This window comes from Citrobacter sp. Cpo074 (assembly GCF_030332745.1).
Taxonomy (GTDB): Bacteria; Pseudomonadota; Gammaproteobacteria; order Enterobacterales; family Enterobacteriaceae; genus Citrobacter; species Citrobacter portucalensis.
The window spans coordinates 876,703-890,091 of record NZ_JAOWHG010000027.1; the positions used below are offsets into that span (position 1 = coordinate 876,703).

General features: G+C 53.6%; 15 protein-coding genes. 3 read left to right on the forward strand and 12 right to left on the reverse strand.

Annotated features, from left to right (window positions below; all coding sequences use genetic code 11):
- Window positions 1–35: 35 nt before the first annotated feature.
- The 11 genes from flgL to flgB form a co-directional block, all read right to left on the reverse strand.
- Window positions 36–989: a flagellar hook-associated protein FlgL gene (flgL, locus tag OGX83_RS08805; RefSeq protein WP_008784365.1), complete on the reverse strand. Its 954-nt coding sequence runs from the start codon at window positions 987–989 to the stop codon at window positions 36–38.
- 14 nt (window positions 990–1,003) lie between these two features.
- On the reverse strand, window positions 1,004–2,662 hold the full coding sequence (flgK, locus tag OGX83_RS08810; RefSeq protein ID WP_008784364.1) for a flagellar hook-associated protein FlgK: 1,659 nt from the start codon (window positions 2,660–2,662) through the stop codon (window positions 1,004–1,006).
- Between the two features lie 64 nt (window positions 2,663–2,726).
- Window positions 2,727–3,677 (reverse strand): flagellar assembly peptidoglycan hydrolase FlgJ, encoded by a 951-nt coding sequence (flgJ, locus tag OGX83_RS08815; RefSeq protein ID WP_016152632.1) that lies wholly within the window; start codon window positions 3,675–3,677, stop codon window positions 2,727–2,729.
- Complete coding sequence (locus OGX83_RS08820) at window positions 3,677–4,753, reverse strand: flagellar basal body P-ring protein FlgI (RefSeq protein ID WP_050579918.1); 1,077 nt, start codon at window positions 4,751–4,753, stop codon at window positions 3,677–3,679. Before OGX83_RS08820 ends, flgJ begins: the two co-directional genes overlap by 1 nt.
- A 33-nt stretch (window positions 4,754–4,786) precedes the next feature.
- Window positions 4,787–5,485: a flagellar basal body L-ring protein FlgH gene (locus tag OGX83_RS08825; RefSeq protein ID WP_032934415.1), complete on the reverse strand. Its 699-nt coding sequence runs from the start codon at window positions 5,483–5,485 to the stop codon at window positions 4,787–4,789.
- A gap of 57 nt (window positions 5,486–5,542) precedes the next feature.
- Window positions 5,543–6,325 (reverse strand): flagellar basal-body rod protein FlgG, encoded by a 783-nt coding sequence (gene flgG / locus OGX83_RS08830; protein ID WP_003036202.1) that lies wholly within the window; start codon window positions 6,323–6,325, stop codon window positions 5,543–5,545.
- A 13-nt stretch (window positions 6,326–6,338) separates the two neighbouring features.
- The gene (locus OGX83_RS08835; protein ID WP_003832161.1) at window positions 6,339–7,094 is read right to left on the reverse strand and encodes a flagellar basal body rod protein FlgF; all 756 of its coding nucleotides are present in this window, start codon (window positions 7,092–7,094) and stop codon (window positions 6,339–6,341) included.
- A gap of 20 nt (window positions 7,095–7,114) precedes the next feature.
- The gene (flgE, locus tag OGX83_RS08840) at window positions 7,115–8,401 is read right to left on the reverse strand and encodes a flagellar hook protein FlgE (RefSeq protein WP_125363407.1); all 1,287 of its coding nucleotides are present in this window, start codon (window positions 8,399–8,401) and stop codon (window positions 7,115–7,117) included.
- Between the two features lie 26 nt (window positions 8,402–8,427).
- The gene (flgD, locus tag OGX83_RS08845) at window positions 8,428–9,126 is read right to left on the reverse strand and encodes a flagellar hook assembly protein FlgD (RefSeq protein ID WP_003832158.1); all 699 of its coding nucleotides are present in this window, start codon (window positions 9,124–9,126) and stop codon (window positions 8,428–8,430) included.
- Between the two features lie 11 nt (window positions 9,127–9,137).
- Window positions 9,138–9,542, reverse strand: a complete 405-nt coding sequence (gene flgC / locus OGX83_RS08850) for a flagellar basal body rod protein FlgC (RefSeq protein ID WP_003036191.1) — start codon at window positions 9,540–9,542, stop codon at window positions 9,138–9,140.
- A gap of 3 nt (window positions 9,543–9,545) precedes the next feature.
- On the reverse strand, window positions 9,546–9,962 hold the full coding sequence (gene flgB / locus OGX83_RS08855; RefSeq protein WP_003036189.1) for a flagellar basal body rod protein FlgB: 417 nt from the start codon (window positions 9,960–9,962) through the stop codon (window positions 9,546–9,548).
- Window positions 9,963–10,119: 157 nt separating this feature from the next.
- Between flgB and flgA the strand changes: the two genes are divergently transcribed.
- From flgA to flgN, 3 genes are all read left to right on the forward strand, one after another.
- Window positions 10,120–10,779: a flagellar basal body P-ring formation chaperone FlgA gene (gene flgA / locus OGX83_RS08860; RefSeq protein WP_008784358.1), complete on the forward strand. Its 660-nt coding sequence runs from the start codon at window positions 10,120–10,122 to the stop codon at window positions 10,777–10,779.
- Between the two features lie 93 nt (window positions 10,780–10,872).
- Window positions 10,873–11,166 (forward strand): flagellar biosynthesis anti-sigma factor FlgM, encoded by a 294-nt coding sequence (flgM, locus tag OGX83_RS08865; protein ID WP_032942956.1) that lies wholly within the window; start codon window positions 10,873–10,875, stop codon window positions 11,164–11,166.
- A 3-nt stretch (window positions 11,167–11,169) separates the two neighbouring features.
- On the forward strand, window positions 11,170–11,592 hold the full coding sequence (flgN, locus tag OGX83_RS08870; RefSeq protein WP_003036178.1) for a flagella biosynthesis chaperone FlgN: 423 nt from the start codon (window positions 11,170–11,172) through the stop codon (window positions 11,590–11,592).
- 85 nt (window positions 11,593–11,677) lie between these two features.
- On the opposite strand, the gene murJ is transcribed toward flgN, so the two are convergent.
- Window positions 11,678–13,213: a murein biosynthesis integral membrane protein MurJ gene (gene murJ, locus OGX83_RS08875; RefSeq protein ID WP_003832150.1), complete on the reverse strand. Its 1,536-nt coding sequence runs from the start codon at window positions 13,211–13,213 to the stop codon at window positions 11,678–11,680.
- Between the last annotated feature and the right edge of the window lie 176 nt (window positions 13,214–13,389).

The window sequence follows — 13,389 nt, forward strand, 5'->3', positions numbered from 1 at the left end:
ATACCCAGTTTCAAGATATGTTTCAAAACGAGGCGTTAACGATTGAGCTGGAACAACGACATTCCCTGCATATCGGTAAACGCTTTGTATGATGCCTGTAGCGCAGCTTGCTGCATGACATAAGACGAGATCGCGGCGTTCCAGTCGACATCCACCAGATTACTCATCTGCTGAGTTTGGCCTAATGCACGATCGGCACCCAGTGAATCCAGCGAGCTTAATTCACTCAGCTGCGTACCTAATTCTGCACGAACGGACAGGACGTTATTCAACGAGTTTTTCAGGCCACGGTTGGTTTTATCAATGGCAGCAGCGGCGGTAGCTTTTGCCACGTCATTACCCTCAATAGGGGTTTTGAGCGCATCAATAGCGGTATCCAGCATTTTGAACAGGTTCTTTTCCTGAGTGCCGCCACCAGGTTCCGGTACAGCGTTGCTGGTCAGGTTGGCGAATACTTTATCGCCAGTATGACCAATCACCATGGTTCGGGAGGCATCGACCTGTTGGGTAACGTTTGTTGTACCGCCGCTGTAAGCGCCATCTGCCTGGGCAAACGGTGCGGATTCTGTTTTATATCCACCGAAAATATAGCGACCATTACCGTCGGTACTGTTTGCCAGGTTCATCAGCTGATCGCGGATCCCCTGCAGGTCGGTGGCCAGCGATGCACGGTCATCATCACTTAACGTTCCGTTCCCGGCATAAACGATTTTTTCCTGTGCAGCCTGAATTGCCGTCGTCACCTGGCTCAGAACATTCTCTTCCAGCGACACCTTTTGCGTCGCGAATGAGCGTGCCAGCGTATATTGGCTGTTCTGCGCCTGAGCCTGAGAAAGTACCACGGCCTGCGAGGCGGCAATCGGATCGTCTGATGGGTTGATCACGCGTTTGCCCGTTGACATCTGCTCGCCGAACTTCATCCATTCAGCCTGAGAGTTAGTGATGCCACGCATATTCTGCTGGTACATCATCTGGGTGCTGATACGCATTGTGTCCCTCTCCCTTAGCGGATATTAATCAGTGCATCAAACAACGCATTCGCGGTCTGCAGCACTTGCGCGTTAGCCAGGTAATACTGCTGAAAACGCTGTAAATTACCGTACTCTTCGTCGAGGTTAACGCCGGAAATAGATTGTTGCTGCCGGTAAAGCTGTGTCACCACGTTGTTCTGGGTGGTGGCACTGGTTTTCAGCGTAGCGGTTTTGTTCCCGACATCGCTTACCAGCGTGGCATATGCATCGTTGAAGGTCTTATTGCCGACAGTCGCTTTGGTTTGCAGATCTAACAGTTTCTGACCGTTACGGTTGTCGCTCTTGCCTTTATCGATGGTGGGGTCCGTATCATTTTTAGACACTTGAGCCATGGCGATTTTCGACTCGTCGGTCACCATAACTTTCATATCAACGATAGCGTTACTCACGGGTTTTACAGTAAAACTGTCATTAGCTTTCGCGCCAGCATTAACGGTGATTTCCATCCCGTCAAAGGACATTTTTCCACCGGTCACGGTGGCTTTGAAGCTGGTATTATCCGCCAGGCGAGTAACCTGCCAGTCCGTCCCATCAAAAACGATTTTATAATCTGTCGCCTGCACAGCGGAGCTGTCAGTGATCTTAGCGCTTAACGATCCTGTACCCGTATTTTTCGCGTTGTTGAAGACTTCCGGGCTGCCGATAGCAAAGAAATCCTTACCCTGATCGCCGTTGGCATCAAAACCTTCTTTATGCTGGGCGTTAAATGCACTGGCAAATGCAAGCGCCAGTTGGCCGAGGGTATTACGCGTCTGATCCAGCTCCTGAGAACGGAAGGTGAGCAGTCCGCCCAGTGAACCGGTATTCAGCAGTTTCTCCGGAATTTCAACAGCTCCGGCAACGCCATCAACGTAGGCCACGGTTGTACGATTAGGATCATCGCTGGAAGGCACTGCCGCCAGTTGACGCGCATTGCTGCCCTGCACCAGCGAATAGCCGTTGGCCATGGTCAGGTTGTAAGTGCCTCCATCCTGAATGCTGACTTCAACACCGACAATCTGATTCAATTCACTGACCAGCTGATCGCGCTGGTCAAGCAGGTCGTTAGGAGACGCACCTGCGCCGACGCCTGTCATACGAGAAATCTGGTCGTTGAGGCTGGCAATTTGTTTCGAATAGTTGTTGATCTGATCAACGCTGGCTTTAATCGCGGTATTGACCTGCTTATCCTGATCGCGCAGATACTGGTCGGTCGTTTTAAACTGATTTACCAATCCATCAGCTTTACCGATTAGCGCCTGGCGTGCCGCCGGATCTTCGGCGTTGCTGACCAGCGTTTGCAGGCTGGTAAAAAAGTCCTGCATGGAGGTCGAAATAGAACTGGTTTTGCTGGAGAGCAGATTGTCGATTTTTGACATTTGCTCATAACGTGTCGTCAGACCGCTGCTCTGGTTCTGCGCTGCTCGCAACTGGTTAGTGATAAAGGAGTCATATTCACGTTGTACACCAGAAACATAGACACCATTGCCTACCCAGCCCCCCGCACCCAGCGTGCTGTTCGCTTGCGCCATAATTGTCGTCTGTCGGGTATATCCGGCAACGTTATAGCTGGAGATGTTGTTACTGGCAGTATTCAACGCGGCCTGCGCTGCGCTGAGTCCACTCATCGCGTTATTAATCAAGCTGGACATGGAGGTTCCTTGTAATCCTTCAATACTCGTTATTATCGGCAGCAGGTCGGTAGACTTGAGCTATTTAAAAGAGATTATCGATGTTCGTGCTGTAGGTTTTGCTCACTTTTTCACTCATCGATTTCAACTGCTGGATCATGCTGGTTAATTTTCGCGCATAGTTAGGGTCCGTGGCGTAACCCGCATTTTGCAATGCCTGCGCCCCTTGCTCGGCTGTCGCGGCAGCGGTCACTGCCGCATAGCGCGGGTTACGCGATATCAGACCGACATAATCCGACAACGCCTCAAGGTAAGAGCTATAGACGCGGAATCTGGCTTTCACCTTTTTCGCCTCACCGTTCTCATATTCAGTCGTGGTGATTTCAGTGGTTGGACCTTTCCAGCTTCCTGAAGCCTTCACGCCAAAAATGTTAAAGCTCGGTTCACCGTTCTCACGGCGAATTTGTCGCTGCCCCCATCCGGATTCCAGCGCCGCCTGTGCCAGAATCAGATGATGCGGGACGCCGCTTTGCTGGCTGGCCAGCTTAGCCGGCAGCGATAGCTGGGCGAGGAAGTCTTTACTGTCACCTGACAGCGGCTCATCATTGCTTTCCGTCGCCCGGGGGATGGCTTTGCGGACCAGTTGCGTCAATGCCTGATTTTGATAGCTGGTCACCGTTTCCAGTGAAAACTTCATCGGCACCTGCGGCGCGTCATCCGCAGGTTGCGCTTGCCCTTCAGTCATCTGCTTGACCATCATTTCAGCCAGCCCCAGACCTTTGCCTGCGGTCATTTGCTGCGCAATTTGTTGGTCATACATACTGGTATACAAGCGCGTTGAATCGCTGCTAAACACGCCATCTTTCGGCAGCGCTTCACGCATGCTTTTCAGCATCATCTGCACGAACATCCCTTCAACCTGACGGGCGACCGGACGGATATTCGCCGCCGGATCCTGACCCGCTTTCGCTTTCAGTTCGTTCAGTGATTGCGCATCCCAGGCCGCGCTGGTCAGCAGTTTGCTGTCACCAATCATTAGATGATTTCCAGTTTGGCGCGTAAGCAACCCGCGCTCTGCATCGATTGCAGAATGGACATCAGATCCATCGGCGTTGCCCCCAGCGCATTCAGCGCACGCACCACATTGTTCAGGTTGGCGCTGGAACGCACGCTTTGCAGTGAACCACCGCTCTGGCGCAGGTCAATCTGGGTTTGGGGCGTCACCACGGTTTGTCCACCGCCAAACGGTGTGTCCGGCTGGCTGACGTTCGCCTGGCGGTTTACCGTAATCGACAAGTTGCCTTGTGCCACAGCGCAGCTATCCAGCGTCACTTCACGGTTCATGACGACAGATCCGGTGCGCGAGTTGATAATCACTTTCGCATCCTGCGGCGTGACGTTCACCTCAATATTCTGGATATCAGCGAGGAAACGCACCTGCGAGCTGTTGCCGCTTGGCACGCGCACCTGAATGGTTCGGGCATCCAATGCTGTTGCGCTACCAAAGCCACGCGCGCGGTTGATGGTGTCGGTAATCTGCTGCGCCATCGTGAAATCTTCATTATTAAGCTGCAGATTAATGGTGTTACCACCGCCGAACTGGCTGGGTAATTCACGTTCGATAATCGCGCCGTTGGTAATGCGTCCACCATTGAGCTGGTTAACCTGTACGCTACTGCCACCTGCAGCCGCGCCCGCACCGCCCACCAAAATATTCCCCTGTGCCAAGGCATACACCTGACTATCGACCCCTTTTAACGGGGTCATCAGCAGCGTACCGCCGCGCAGGCTTTTGGCGTTCCCCATAGAGGAGACCACTACGTCGATGGTTTGTCCCTGACGACCGAATGCAGGAAACGACGCGGTAACCATCACCGCCGCCACGTTTTTCAGCTGCATATTGGTGCCAGTTGGCACGGTTATCCCCAACTGCGAAAGCATGTTATTGAGCGTTTGCGTCGTAAACGGCGTCTGTGTGGTCTGGTCACCCGTTCCATCCAGACCCACCACCAGCCCATAACCTATCAACGAGTTTTCCCGCACGCCCTGAACGCTGGTCAGGTCACGAATACGGTCAGCATGCGCAAAGGTGGTTATCAGCACCAGTACCATTCCAACAAAAGATTTAAACACTGGGTACCTCGCTTACATCGGCGACAAGTTAAGGAAGAAACGCTGCAACCAGCCCATATTCTGCGCTTCATTGATGTAGCCGTTACCGACGTACTCAATACGCGCGTCCGCAACCTGGGTTGACGGTACGGAGTTGCTGCCACTGATGGTGCGCGGGTTAACAACCCCGGAGAAGCGGATGAATTCAGTGCCCTGATTTATAGCGATCTGTTTTTCACCCACGACATGTAAGTTGCCATTCACCAGTACCTGATCGACCGTTACGGTCAGCGTACCGCTGAAGGTATTTCTGGCGTTCGCGCCGCCTTTACCGTTAAAGGAGTTGCCGCCGGAGGCTTCTACGTCGGCACGTTCGTTACCGAACAATCCTTCCAGATAGCGCGGTACGGTATCAAAGCCAAAGTTTGTCTTGCCGTCGCGGCTGGCGTTCGCCGAAGAGCTTTTGCTCGCGCTGACGTTTTCCTGCAATACGATGGTCAGCGTATCGCCAATATTGCGTGGACGACGATCTTCAAAGAGTGGCTGATAACCATAGTTAATCGGTTGTGCCGACTGGAAGATTGAGCCATTCGCCACCGGCGTTGGACCTGGAACTGGCTGGGCAGACGTTGCGCCCTGCACGAGCGGCGTGGCCGGGATCCAGGCACATCCTGTTAGTGAAACCACCAGCAGGGCTAAAATTGGGTATGGGTGAAGCGCGTATTTTCGCATTGCGGTCATCTTCAAAATCAGTGTGCCGGTGAGGTTTTCACCCCACCGGGCTCCACTTTAGAGTTGCGTCAGTTTTTGCAGCATCTGATCGGTGGTCGATACCGCTTTACTGTTGATTTCGTAAGCGCGCTGAACCTGGATCATGTTTACCAGCTCTTCCGCCACGTTGACGTTAGAGGTTTCAACATAGCCCTGATACAGCAGACCCGCGCCGTTCAGCCCTGGCGTGCTCTCATTCGGCGCACCGGATGACTGCGTTTCGGTGTACAGATTCTCACCAATGCTTTCCAGACCGGTATCGTTCATGAAGGTTGTCAGGTTAAGCTGCCCGACCTGAACAGGCGCCGCCTGCCCCTGTTGAGTCACGCTGACAATGCCGTCACGTCCAATGGTGATACTGAGCGAGTTAGCCGGAATGGTGATGGCAGGCTGAACCTGGAAACCACCCGCCGTCACCAACTGACCGTTCTGATCCACCTGGAAAGAACCGTCGCGGGTATAAGCGGACGTACCATCGGGCAACATGACCTGGAAAAAGCCCTGGCCTTTAATCGCCACATCTTTACTGTTGTTGGTCTGCGACAGGTTACCCTGGCTGTGTAAACGCTCGGTCGCAACCGGACGTACGCCGGTACCAATCTGCAAACCAGACGGCAGTGTGGTCTGCTCAGAAGACTGTGCGCCAGGCTGACGAATCGTCTGGTACAACAGATCTTCAAATACGGCACGTTGGCGCTTAAATCCGTTGGTGCTGACGTTTGCCAGGTTGTTGGCAATCACATCCATGTTGGTTTGCTGCGCATCCAGGCCTGTTTTGGCGATCCATAATGAACTGATCATAAAATGTCCTGTATTAACTCATCGACAGCAGTTGGTTGGCGCGGCCCGCGTTATCATCCACGCTACTGATAATTTTCATCTGCATTTCAAAGCGGCGGGCGTTGGCGATCATGTCGCTCATCGCAGCAACCGGTTTAACGTTACTGCCTTCCAGCACGCCAGACATCACACGGATGCTGGGGTCAGCCTGTAACGTCGCACCACGGGTTGCCTGTGCGGCCTGGGTCAGACGGAACATACCGTCATCGCCACGTTGTACTTCAAGCCCTGTAGCCTTCACCAGCTTCAACCGCCCCACTGGCGCGACCGTATTAGCCGGATCGCCTGGGTTAAGTGCAGAAATGGTCCCGTCCGCCGCAATGGTGACTTCTGAACCTTCCGGTACGGCTATCGGTCCGGCTTCGCCAATTACCGGGTGTCCCTGAATAGTCAGTTCACCCGTTGGGCTTACCTGAATAGCGCCGTTACGGGTATATCCTTCACTACCGTCCGCAGTCTGCACAGCCAACCAGCCATCTTGTTGCAGCGCCACATCCAGCGGGCGGGAGGTATAGTCCATCTGACCGGGCGTCATATCGGCCCCCGGCGTGGAGGCCACCACCAGCGTACGCGTTGGTAAAGACAATCCTTCTACAGGAACCGCGCGCAGTGCATTGAGCTGCGCACGAAACCCTGGCGTGGAGGCGTTTGCCAGGTTGCTGGCCGTCACCGCCTGTTGATTCAGCGTCTGACTGGCCGCGCCCATAGCGGTATAAATTGCGTGATCCATTAAGCCATCCCGTCAGGCGCTTAGCGCAGGTTGACCAGCGTGTTGAGGATCTGATCCTGGGTTTTGATGGTCTGCGCGTTCGACTGATAGTTACGCTGGGCGACAATCATATTCACCAGTTCTTTACTCAAATCCACGTTTGACGCTTCCAGCGCGCCGTTGGTCAGCTTGCCGAAGTTACCTTCGCCTGCGGTACCCAGCAGCGCCACGCCGGAAGACTGAGTCGCCGCCCAGACGTTGTCGCCCTGAGACGCCAGACCTTCGTTGTTGGCAAAGTTTGCCAGCACGATCTGCCCCAGAACCTGTTGCTGTTCGTTGGAGTAGTTACCGACCACCGTACCGTCATTATTAATCTGGTAGCTCACCAGATCGCCCGGCTTGTAGCCGTTCTGATTCGTGGCAACGATGTTGTTGGCACCGGTGTTCTGCTGCATGGAGTTCAGGAAGCTCAGAGAGAAGTTCGCCGGAACTGCGCCATTGATCGTACCGGTGGAGATCTGAATTTGCGGTTGAGGGTTGGCTGGTCCTTCCACGATATGTTTTGGTCCGGTTGGATCTAAGGGGTCTACTGGCTCTTCAACATAATTATTCACAGAAGTCAGCGTACCGTTAGCACTAAAGTTCATAACCGCATTCTTACTGGCAACTGAACCCGCAACGCTGGCGTCCTGGGTGTAGACATCCCATTTGTTAGGGCCTGTTTTGACATAAAAAATGTTCATGTCATGAGCGTTACCCTGGCTATCGAAAACGGTAACACTGCCTTTTTTGTTGTAGGAATCGGCATCGCTTGGGTTAAACGGGGTCTTGGTAGGGACCTTGTCAGTGGAGTTCAGGTTGACCTGCATTGACGCAGTGGTGGTTGATTTAGCCGCCATCAGCGTATTCGGGATAGTGATCGGTGCCGGGTTCGCACCCTGCTGAACTGTTGGCGGTGTACCGGTAGCCGGATAGCCCGTCAGCTGCAGCCCCTGCATGTTAACGATATTGCGGTTTTCATCGAGTTTGAACTGACCGTTACGGCTGTAGAAAACGGAACCGTTGCTGTCTACCATACGGAAAAAACCGTTCTGGCTGATAGCAACGTCCAGACCACGTCCGGTGTTGGTGGTAGTACCGTCGGTAAAGTCCTGAGTAATACCCGCAACTTTAACGCCCAAACCGACTTTCGAACCGGCAAACATATCGGCAAAAGATGCCGTGCCAGATTTAAAACCGTAGGTGGCGGAGTTGGCGATGTTGTTACCAATGACATCGAGGTTGGTCGCTGCAGCGTTCAGACCGCTGACCGCTTGAGAAAAGGCCATGACTTACTCCTGATAAGTGTGAAGGCTTAAATTATCTGCCGTACTTCGTCGAGGGTGGTGGTTCCATAGGTGCCCAGATCCAGCGTATTACCGCCGTTACTGCGAATAACGCCCTGCACCAGCGCAAACTGAAGCGGCTGGGCCACCAGTTGCGTTCCGCCATTACTGGCAGCAATTGACACGTTGTAAGAACCGCTTGGTGCATCCGTGCCATCGGTCATGGTGCCGTCCCAGGTAAAGGTATGAACGCCCGCTTTCAATCCACCAATGTCAATGGTGCGTACCACTTTGCCGTCTTTATCGGTAATGGTTGCGGTAACCTTATCTGCCGGTTGCTGCAGCTCAACGCCAAATGGTGTTGTCGTAGTTTTGGCACCTTCTTCTGTCCCTTTACCGGTCAGAATGGTCGTACCCGGGATCATGACACCGTGGCCAATCAGCGTACTGGCCTGCAGCGACTGGCTGTTGTCGATCTGCCCAGAGATTGACCCTAACGTGGTGTTCAGCTTCTCAATCCCGCTCACGGTACTGATTTGCGCCAACTGGGTAGTCAGTTCGTTGTTTTGCAGCGGGTTGGTAGGGTCCTGGTTTTTCAGTTGTGCAACCAGCAGCGTAAGAAAGCTGCTTTGCAGGTCAGCGGCGTTGCTGCCCGTCAGTGAGCTATTCCCCGTGGCGGCATTAACCCCCGTCGTGCTCGGGTCATTCATTTTTACAGCAATAGACATGTGCGCCTCCTTTACTGGCCTAGCGTCAGCGTTTTAAGCATCAAGCTTTTCACGGTGTTGAGCACTTCGACGTTTGCCTGGTAGCTACGTGAGGCAGACATGGTGTTGACCATCTCGCCAACAACGTCCACATTCGGCATTTTTACGTAGCCGTTCGCATCGGCCAGCGGATTACCGGGTTCATAAACCAGCTTATCCGGTGCCTGACTTTCAATGACGTCAGCGACTTTTACGCCACCGGTTGCCGCACCTGGCGCAGCATCTACCTGAAAAACAACCTGCTTCGCGCGATACGGCTGACCGTCGGGTCCGCTGACGCTATCCGCATTCGCCATGTTGCTGGCCGCGACGTTCAGGCGTTTAGACTGAGCCGTCAGCGCAGAACCTGCGATATCAAAAATATTTAACAGCGCCACGAATTAGTTCCCTCCTTGCAGCACGTTCATCATGCCTTTGATTTGTCCACCCAGCGCCGTCAGCCCCATTTGATATTTGAGGCTGTTGTCTGCAAATTGCGTGCGCTCCCGGTCCATATCTACCGTGTTGCCATCAAGAGATGGCTGGTCAGGAATACGGTAGAGCAGCTCCGTAGACGGCGCAGAAACGGTCTGGGCCGGAATGTGTTGTGCAGAGGTCAGCGTCAACGAAACGCCGCCGGTTTCTTCCCGTCCTCGCACCATGACTTTTTTTAATTCACTGGCGAAATCCAGGTCGCGCGCCTGATACCCCGGCGTGTCGGCATTGGCAATGTTGGCCGCCAATATTTCCTGGCGTTGGGCGCGCAAATTCAGCGCTTCCTGTTGAAAACGTAAGGCGGCGTCGAGCTTATCGAGCATATCTCCTCCGCAAATGACAAAATTCAGCCGACAGCTTAAATCCCATTACGCGCGCGTTATCGCCGGAATAAACGCAAAATGCGTCGCTATTTGTTGCGTTGATGACTGCGTCACACAGGTAAAATCCTGCCACTACCTGAAAAAGCGCGAGGTTTTGATGCAAACGTTTAAACGTGGAATAGTCGTGGCAGCACTGCTGTTCAGCCCTATGACGCTGGCGCAAGACCTGAATTCGCAGCTAACGGCATGGTTTTCCCAGCGCCTGGCCGGATTTAGCGATGAGGTGGTAGTCACTATCCGAACGTCACCAAACTTATTGCCCAACTGCGAACAACCGGCATTAAGCGTGTCCGGTAGCGCAAAACTGTGGGGCAATGTGAATGTGCTGGCCCGCTGTGCCAACGAAAAACGTTATCTGCAAGTGAACGTGCAGGCGACAGGAAACTACGTTGTTGCCGCTGCATCCGTAGCGCGAGGTAGCACCCTGACCCCAGCCAGCGTAACGCTGAAACGTGGTCGACTGGACCAACTACCGCCGCGCGCGGTGCTGGATATGAGTCAGGTGCAGGATGCAGTGAGCCTGCGCGATCTGGTGCCGGGCCAACCGATACAGCTTTCGATGTTACGCCAGGCATGGCGGATCAAGGCCGGTCAGCGCGTACTGGTTATTGCCAACGGAGATGGATTTCGGGTCAATGCCGAAGGTAAAGCGCTGAACAACGCCGCTGTCGCACAGAATGCGCGAGTGCGGATGATTTCAGGCCAGGTGGTGAGCGGCGTCGTCGATTCTGATGGGAATATTCTTATTAACCTATAATAGGTTAAAGATTTTTTAGCGTGTGCCGATAGATAAACAACCAATGATTACAGCGGGCCGCTATAGCGTAACCCCTCGATGAGGAAAAATAAAATGAGCATTGATCGTACCTCACCATTGAAGCCAGTAAGCACCGTTCAGCCGCGTGAAACCAGCGATGCGCCGGTACAAAAAGCGCGGAAGGAAAAAACCACCGCGACCACCAGCACCAGCGTCATGCTGAGCGACGCCCAGGCCAAACTGATGCAGCCCGGCAGCAATGACATCAATATGGAACGCGTGGAAGCACTGAAAACCGCAATCCGTAACGGTGAATTGAAAATGGATACCGGAAAAATTGCCGACTCGCTGATTCGCGAGGCGCAGAGCTACCTACAGAGTAAATAAAGTATGACTCGTTTGTCAGAAATACTTGACCAGATGACGACCGTCCTCAATGACCTGAAAACGGTAATGGATGCTGAACAGCAGCAGCTTTCCGCAGGGCATATCAACGGCAGCCAGCTACAACGTATTACAGAAGAAAAAAGCTCCTTGCTGGCAACCCTTGATTATCTTGAGCAGCAGCGCCGCCTGGAACATGACGCCACGCGCAGCGCCAATGATGAGATTGCTGAACGCTGGCAGACTATCACCAAGAAAACACAGCATTTACGCGACCTCAACCAGCACAACGGTTGGCTGCTGGAAGGGCAGATCGAGCGTAATCAACAAGCAATACAAGTGCTGAAACCGCACCAGGAACCAGCGTTGTATGGCGCAAACGGTCAAACCTCTGCTGCGCACCGCGGCGGGAAAAAATTCTCTATTTGATGTCAGCCTGATAACGTTTTGCTTATCAGGCCTACGCCTTTTGTAGGCCGGATACGGCGTTATGCCGCCATCCGGCATTGATCCTTTACGCCGTCCGACGCACAAACTCTTTTACTTTAAAGCCCAGTACGGCGAGTGCTGCGAAGTAAGCGGCAATACCTGCCACCACGACCGCCATCAGACGCAGCAGACGCCACAACATCGTTCCCTGCGACCAATCCGGCATGATGTAGAGCATCCCAACCAGCACCGCAGACATCACCAGCACGGAAATCACCAGACGCGCCAGGAACCAGCTCCAGCCCGGTTGTGGGGTAAAGATTTTCTGTTTCCGCAGTTGCCAGTACAGCAGTGAAGCGTTCAGACATGCCGCCAGACCAATCGACAGCGACAGCCCGGCATGCTTTAACGGCCCGATAAACGCCAGGTTCATCACCTGGGTCATAATCAGCGTCACAATGGCAATCTTCACTGGCGTTTTAATATCCTGGCGCGAGTAAAAGCCCGGAGCCAACACTTTCACCACGATCAAGCCAATCAAACCTACCGAGTACGCCACCAGCGCACGCTGGGTCATCGCGGCATCAAAGGCGGTAAATTTACCGTACTGGAACAGAGACACCGTCAGCGGTTTGGCCAGAATACCCAACGCTACGGCACTCGGTAATGCCAACAGGAAACACAAGCGCAGGCCCCAGTCCATCAGGCGACAATATTCATCATGATTACCGCTGGAAAAGCTTTTGGACAGCGATGGCAGCAGGATAGTCCCCAGCGCCACGCCCAGAACACCGGACGGAAACTCCATCAGACGGTCGGCATAATACATCCATGAAACTGAGCCAGAGGCCAGAAACGAGGCGAAAATCGTATTGATGATCAGTGAAATCTGGCTGACCGATACCCCAAGGATCGCCGGGCCCATTTGCTTGACGACACGCATCGCCCCCGCATCACGGAAGTTCACGCGCGGCAGCACCAGCATGCCAATTTTCTTCAAGTGCGGAAGCTGATAAATCAGCTGTAGCACGCCGCCAACCGTAACGGCCCACGCCAGCGCCAGCACCGGCGGGTTAAAATAGGGTGCCGCAAATAGCGCGAAGCCGATCATGCTGATATTCAGAAAGGTCGGGGCAAACGCAGGAATGGAAAAGCGGTTCCAGGTATTAAGGATCGCACCAACCAGTGAGGCCAGTGAAATCAGTAGAATATAGGGAAAAGTGATCCGCAGCAGTTGAGTGGTCAGCGCAAATTTATCCGCTGTGTCGGCAAATCCCGGCGCGGTGACTAATATCACCCATGGCGCAGCCAACATCCCGGCTACCGTCACCACGGCCAGCGCCAGCGTCAACAGTCCGGAAACGTAGGCAACAAACACGCGGGTAGCATCTTCCCCCTGCTTGCTTTTGTACTCAGCAAGAATCGGCACAAACGCCTGCGAAAATGCGCCTTCGGCAAAAATTCGGCGCAACAGGTTAGGAAGTTTGAATGCCACAAAAAAGGCATCTGTCGCCATCCCTGCACCAAAGATTCTGGCGACAATCGCATCACGCGCAAAACCCAGCACACGTGAAAACATCGTCATCGAGCTGACGGCTGCCAGCGACTTTAATAAATTCATCTATGTTGTATTCCAGACTCTGAGGCAAAACCCCGACAAACCTGCCCGTAGGTCGGATAAGGCATTCTCGCCGCCATCCGACACTTTTGCTGTGCCTGATGGCGACACCCTGGCACCTTATCAGGCCGACAAACCAGCCTATGGTTGAAAAGAGGTGTTATTTTGAGTGGGCATAT

What these genes read in the sequence shown, in the direction of transcription:
- OGX83_RS08835 (WP_003832161.1), bottom strand. Translation starts at nt 7,094, where the DNA reads ATGGATCACGCAATTTATACCGCTATGGGCGCGGCCAGTCAGACGCTG.
- flgN (WP_003036178.1), top strand. Translation starts at nt 11,170, where the DNA reads ATGACTCGTTTGTCAGAAATACTTGACCAGATGACGACCGTCCTCAAT.
- flgL (WP_008784365.1), bottom strand. Translation starts at nt 989, where the DNA reads ATGCGTATCAGCACCCAGATGATGTACCAGCAGAATATGCGTGGCATC.
- flgK (WP_008784364.1), bottom strand. Translation starts at nt 2,662, where the DNA reads ATGTCCAGCTTGATTAATAACGCGATGAGTGGACTCAGCGCAGCGCAG.
- flgM (WP_032942956.1), top strand. Translation starts at nt 10,873, where the DNA reads ATGAGCATTGATCGTACCTCACCATTGAAGCCAGTAAGCACCGTTCAG.
- OGX83_RS08825 (WP_032934415.1), bottom strand. Translation starts at nt 5,485, where the DNA reads ATGCGAAAATACGCGCTTCACCCATACCCAATTTTAGCCCTGCTGGTG.
- flgA (WP_008784358.1), top strand. Translation starts at nt 10,120, where the DNA reads ATGCAAACGTTTAAACGTGGAATAGTCGTGGCAGCACTGCTGTTCAGC.
- flgB (WP_003036189.1), bottom strand. Translation starts at nt 9,962, where the DNA reads ATGCTCGATAAGCTCGACGCCGCCTTACGTTTTCAACAGGAAGCGCTG.
- flgJ (WP_016152632.1), bottom strand. Translation starts at nt 3,677, where the DNA reads ATGATTGGTGACAGCAAACTGCTGACCAGCGCGGCCTGGGATGCGCAA.
- flgG (WP_003036202.1), bottom strand. Translation starts at nt 6,325, where the DNA reads ATGATCAGTTCATTATGGATCGCCAAAACAGGCCTGGATGCGCAGCAA.
- murJ (WP_003832150.1), bottom strand. Translation starts at nt 13,213, where the DNA reads ATGAATTTATTAAAGTCGCTGGCAGCCGTCAGCTCGATGACGATGTTT.
- flgD (WP_003832158.1), bottom strand. Translation starts at nt 9,126, where the DNA reads ATGTCTATTGCTGTAAAAATGAATGACCCGAGCACGACGGGGGTTAAT.
- flgE (WP_125363407.1), bottom strand. Translation starts at nt 8,401, where the DNA reads ATGGCCTTTTCTCAAGCGGTCAGCGGTCTGAACGCTGCAGCGACCAAC.
- OGX83_RS08820 (WP_050579918.1), bottom strand. Translation starts at nt 4,753, where the DNA reads ATGGTACTGGTGCTGATAACCACCTTTGCGCATGCTGACCGTATTCGT.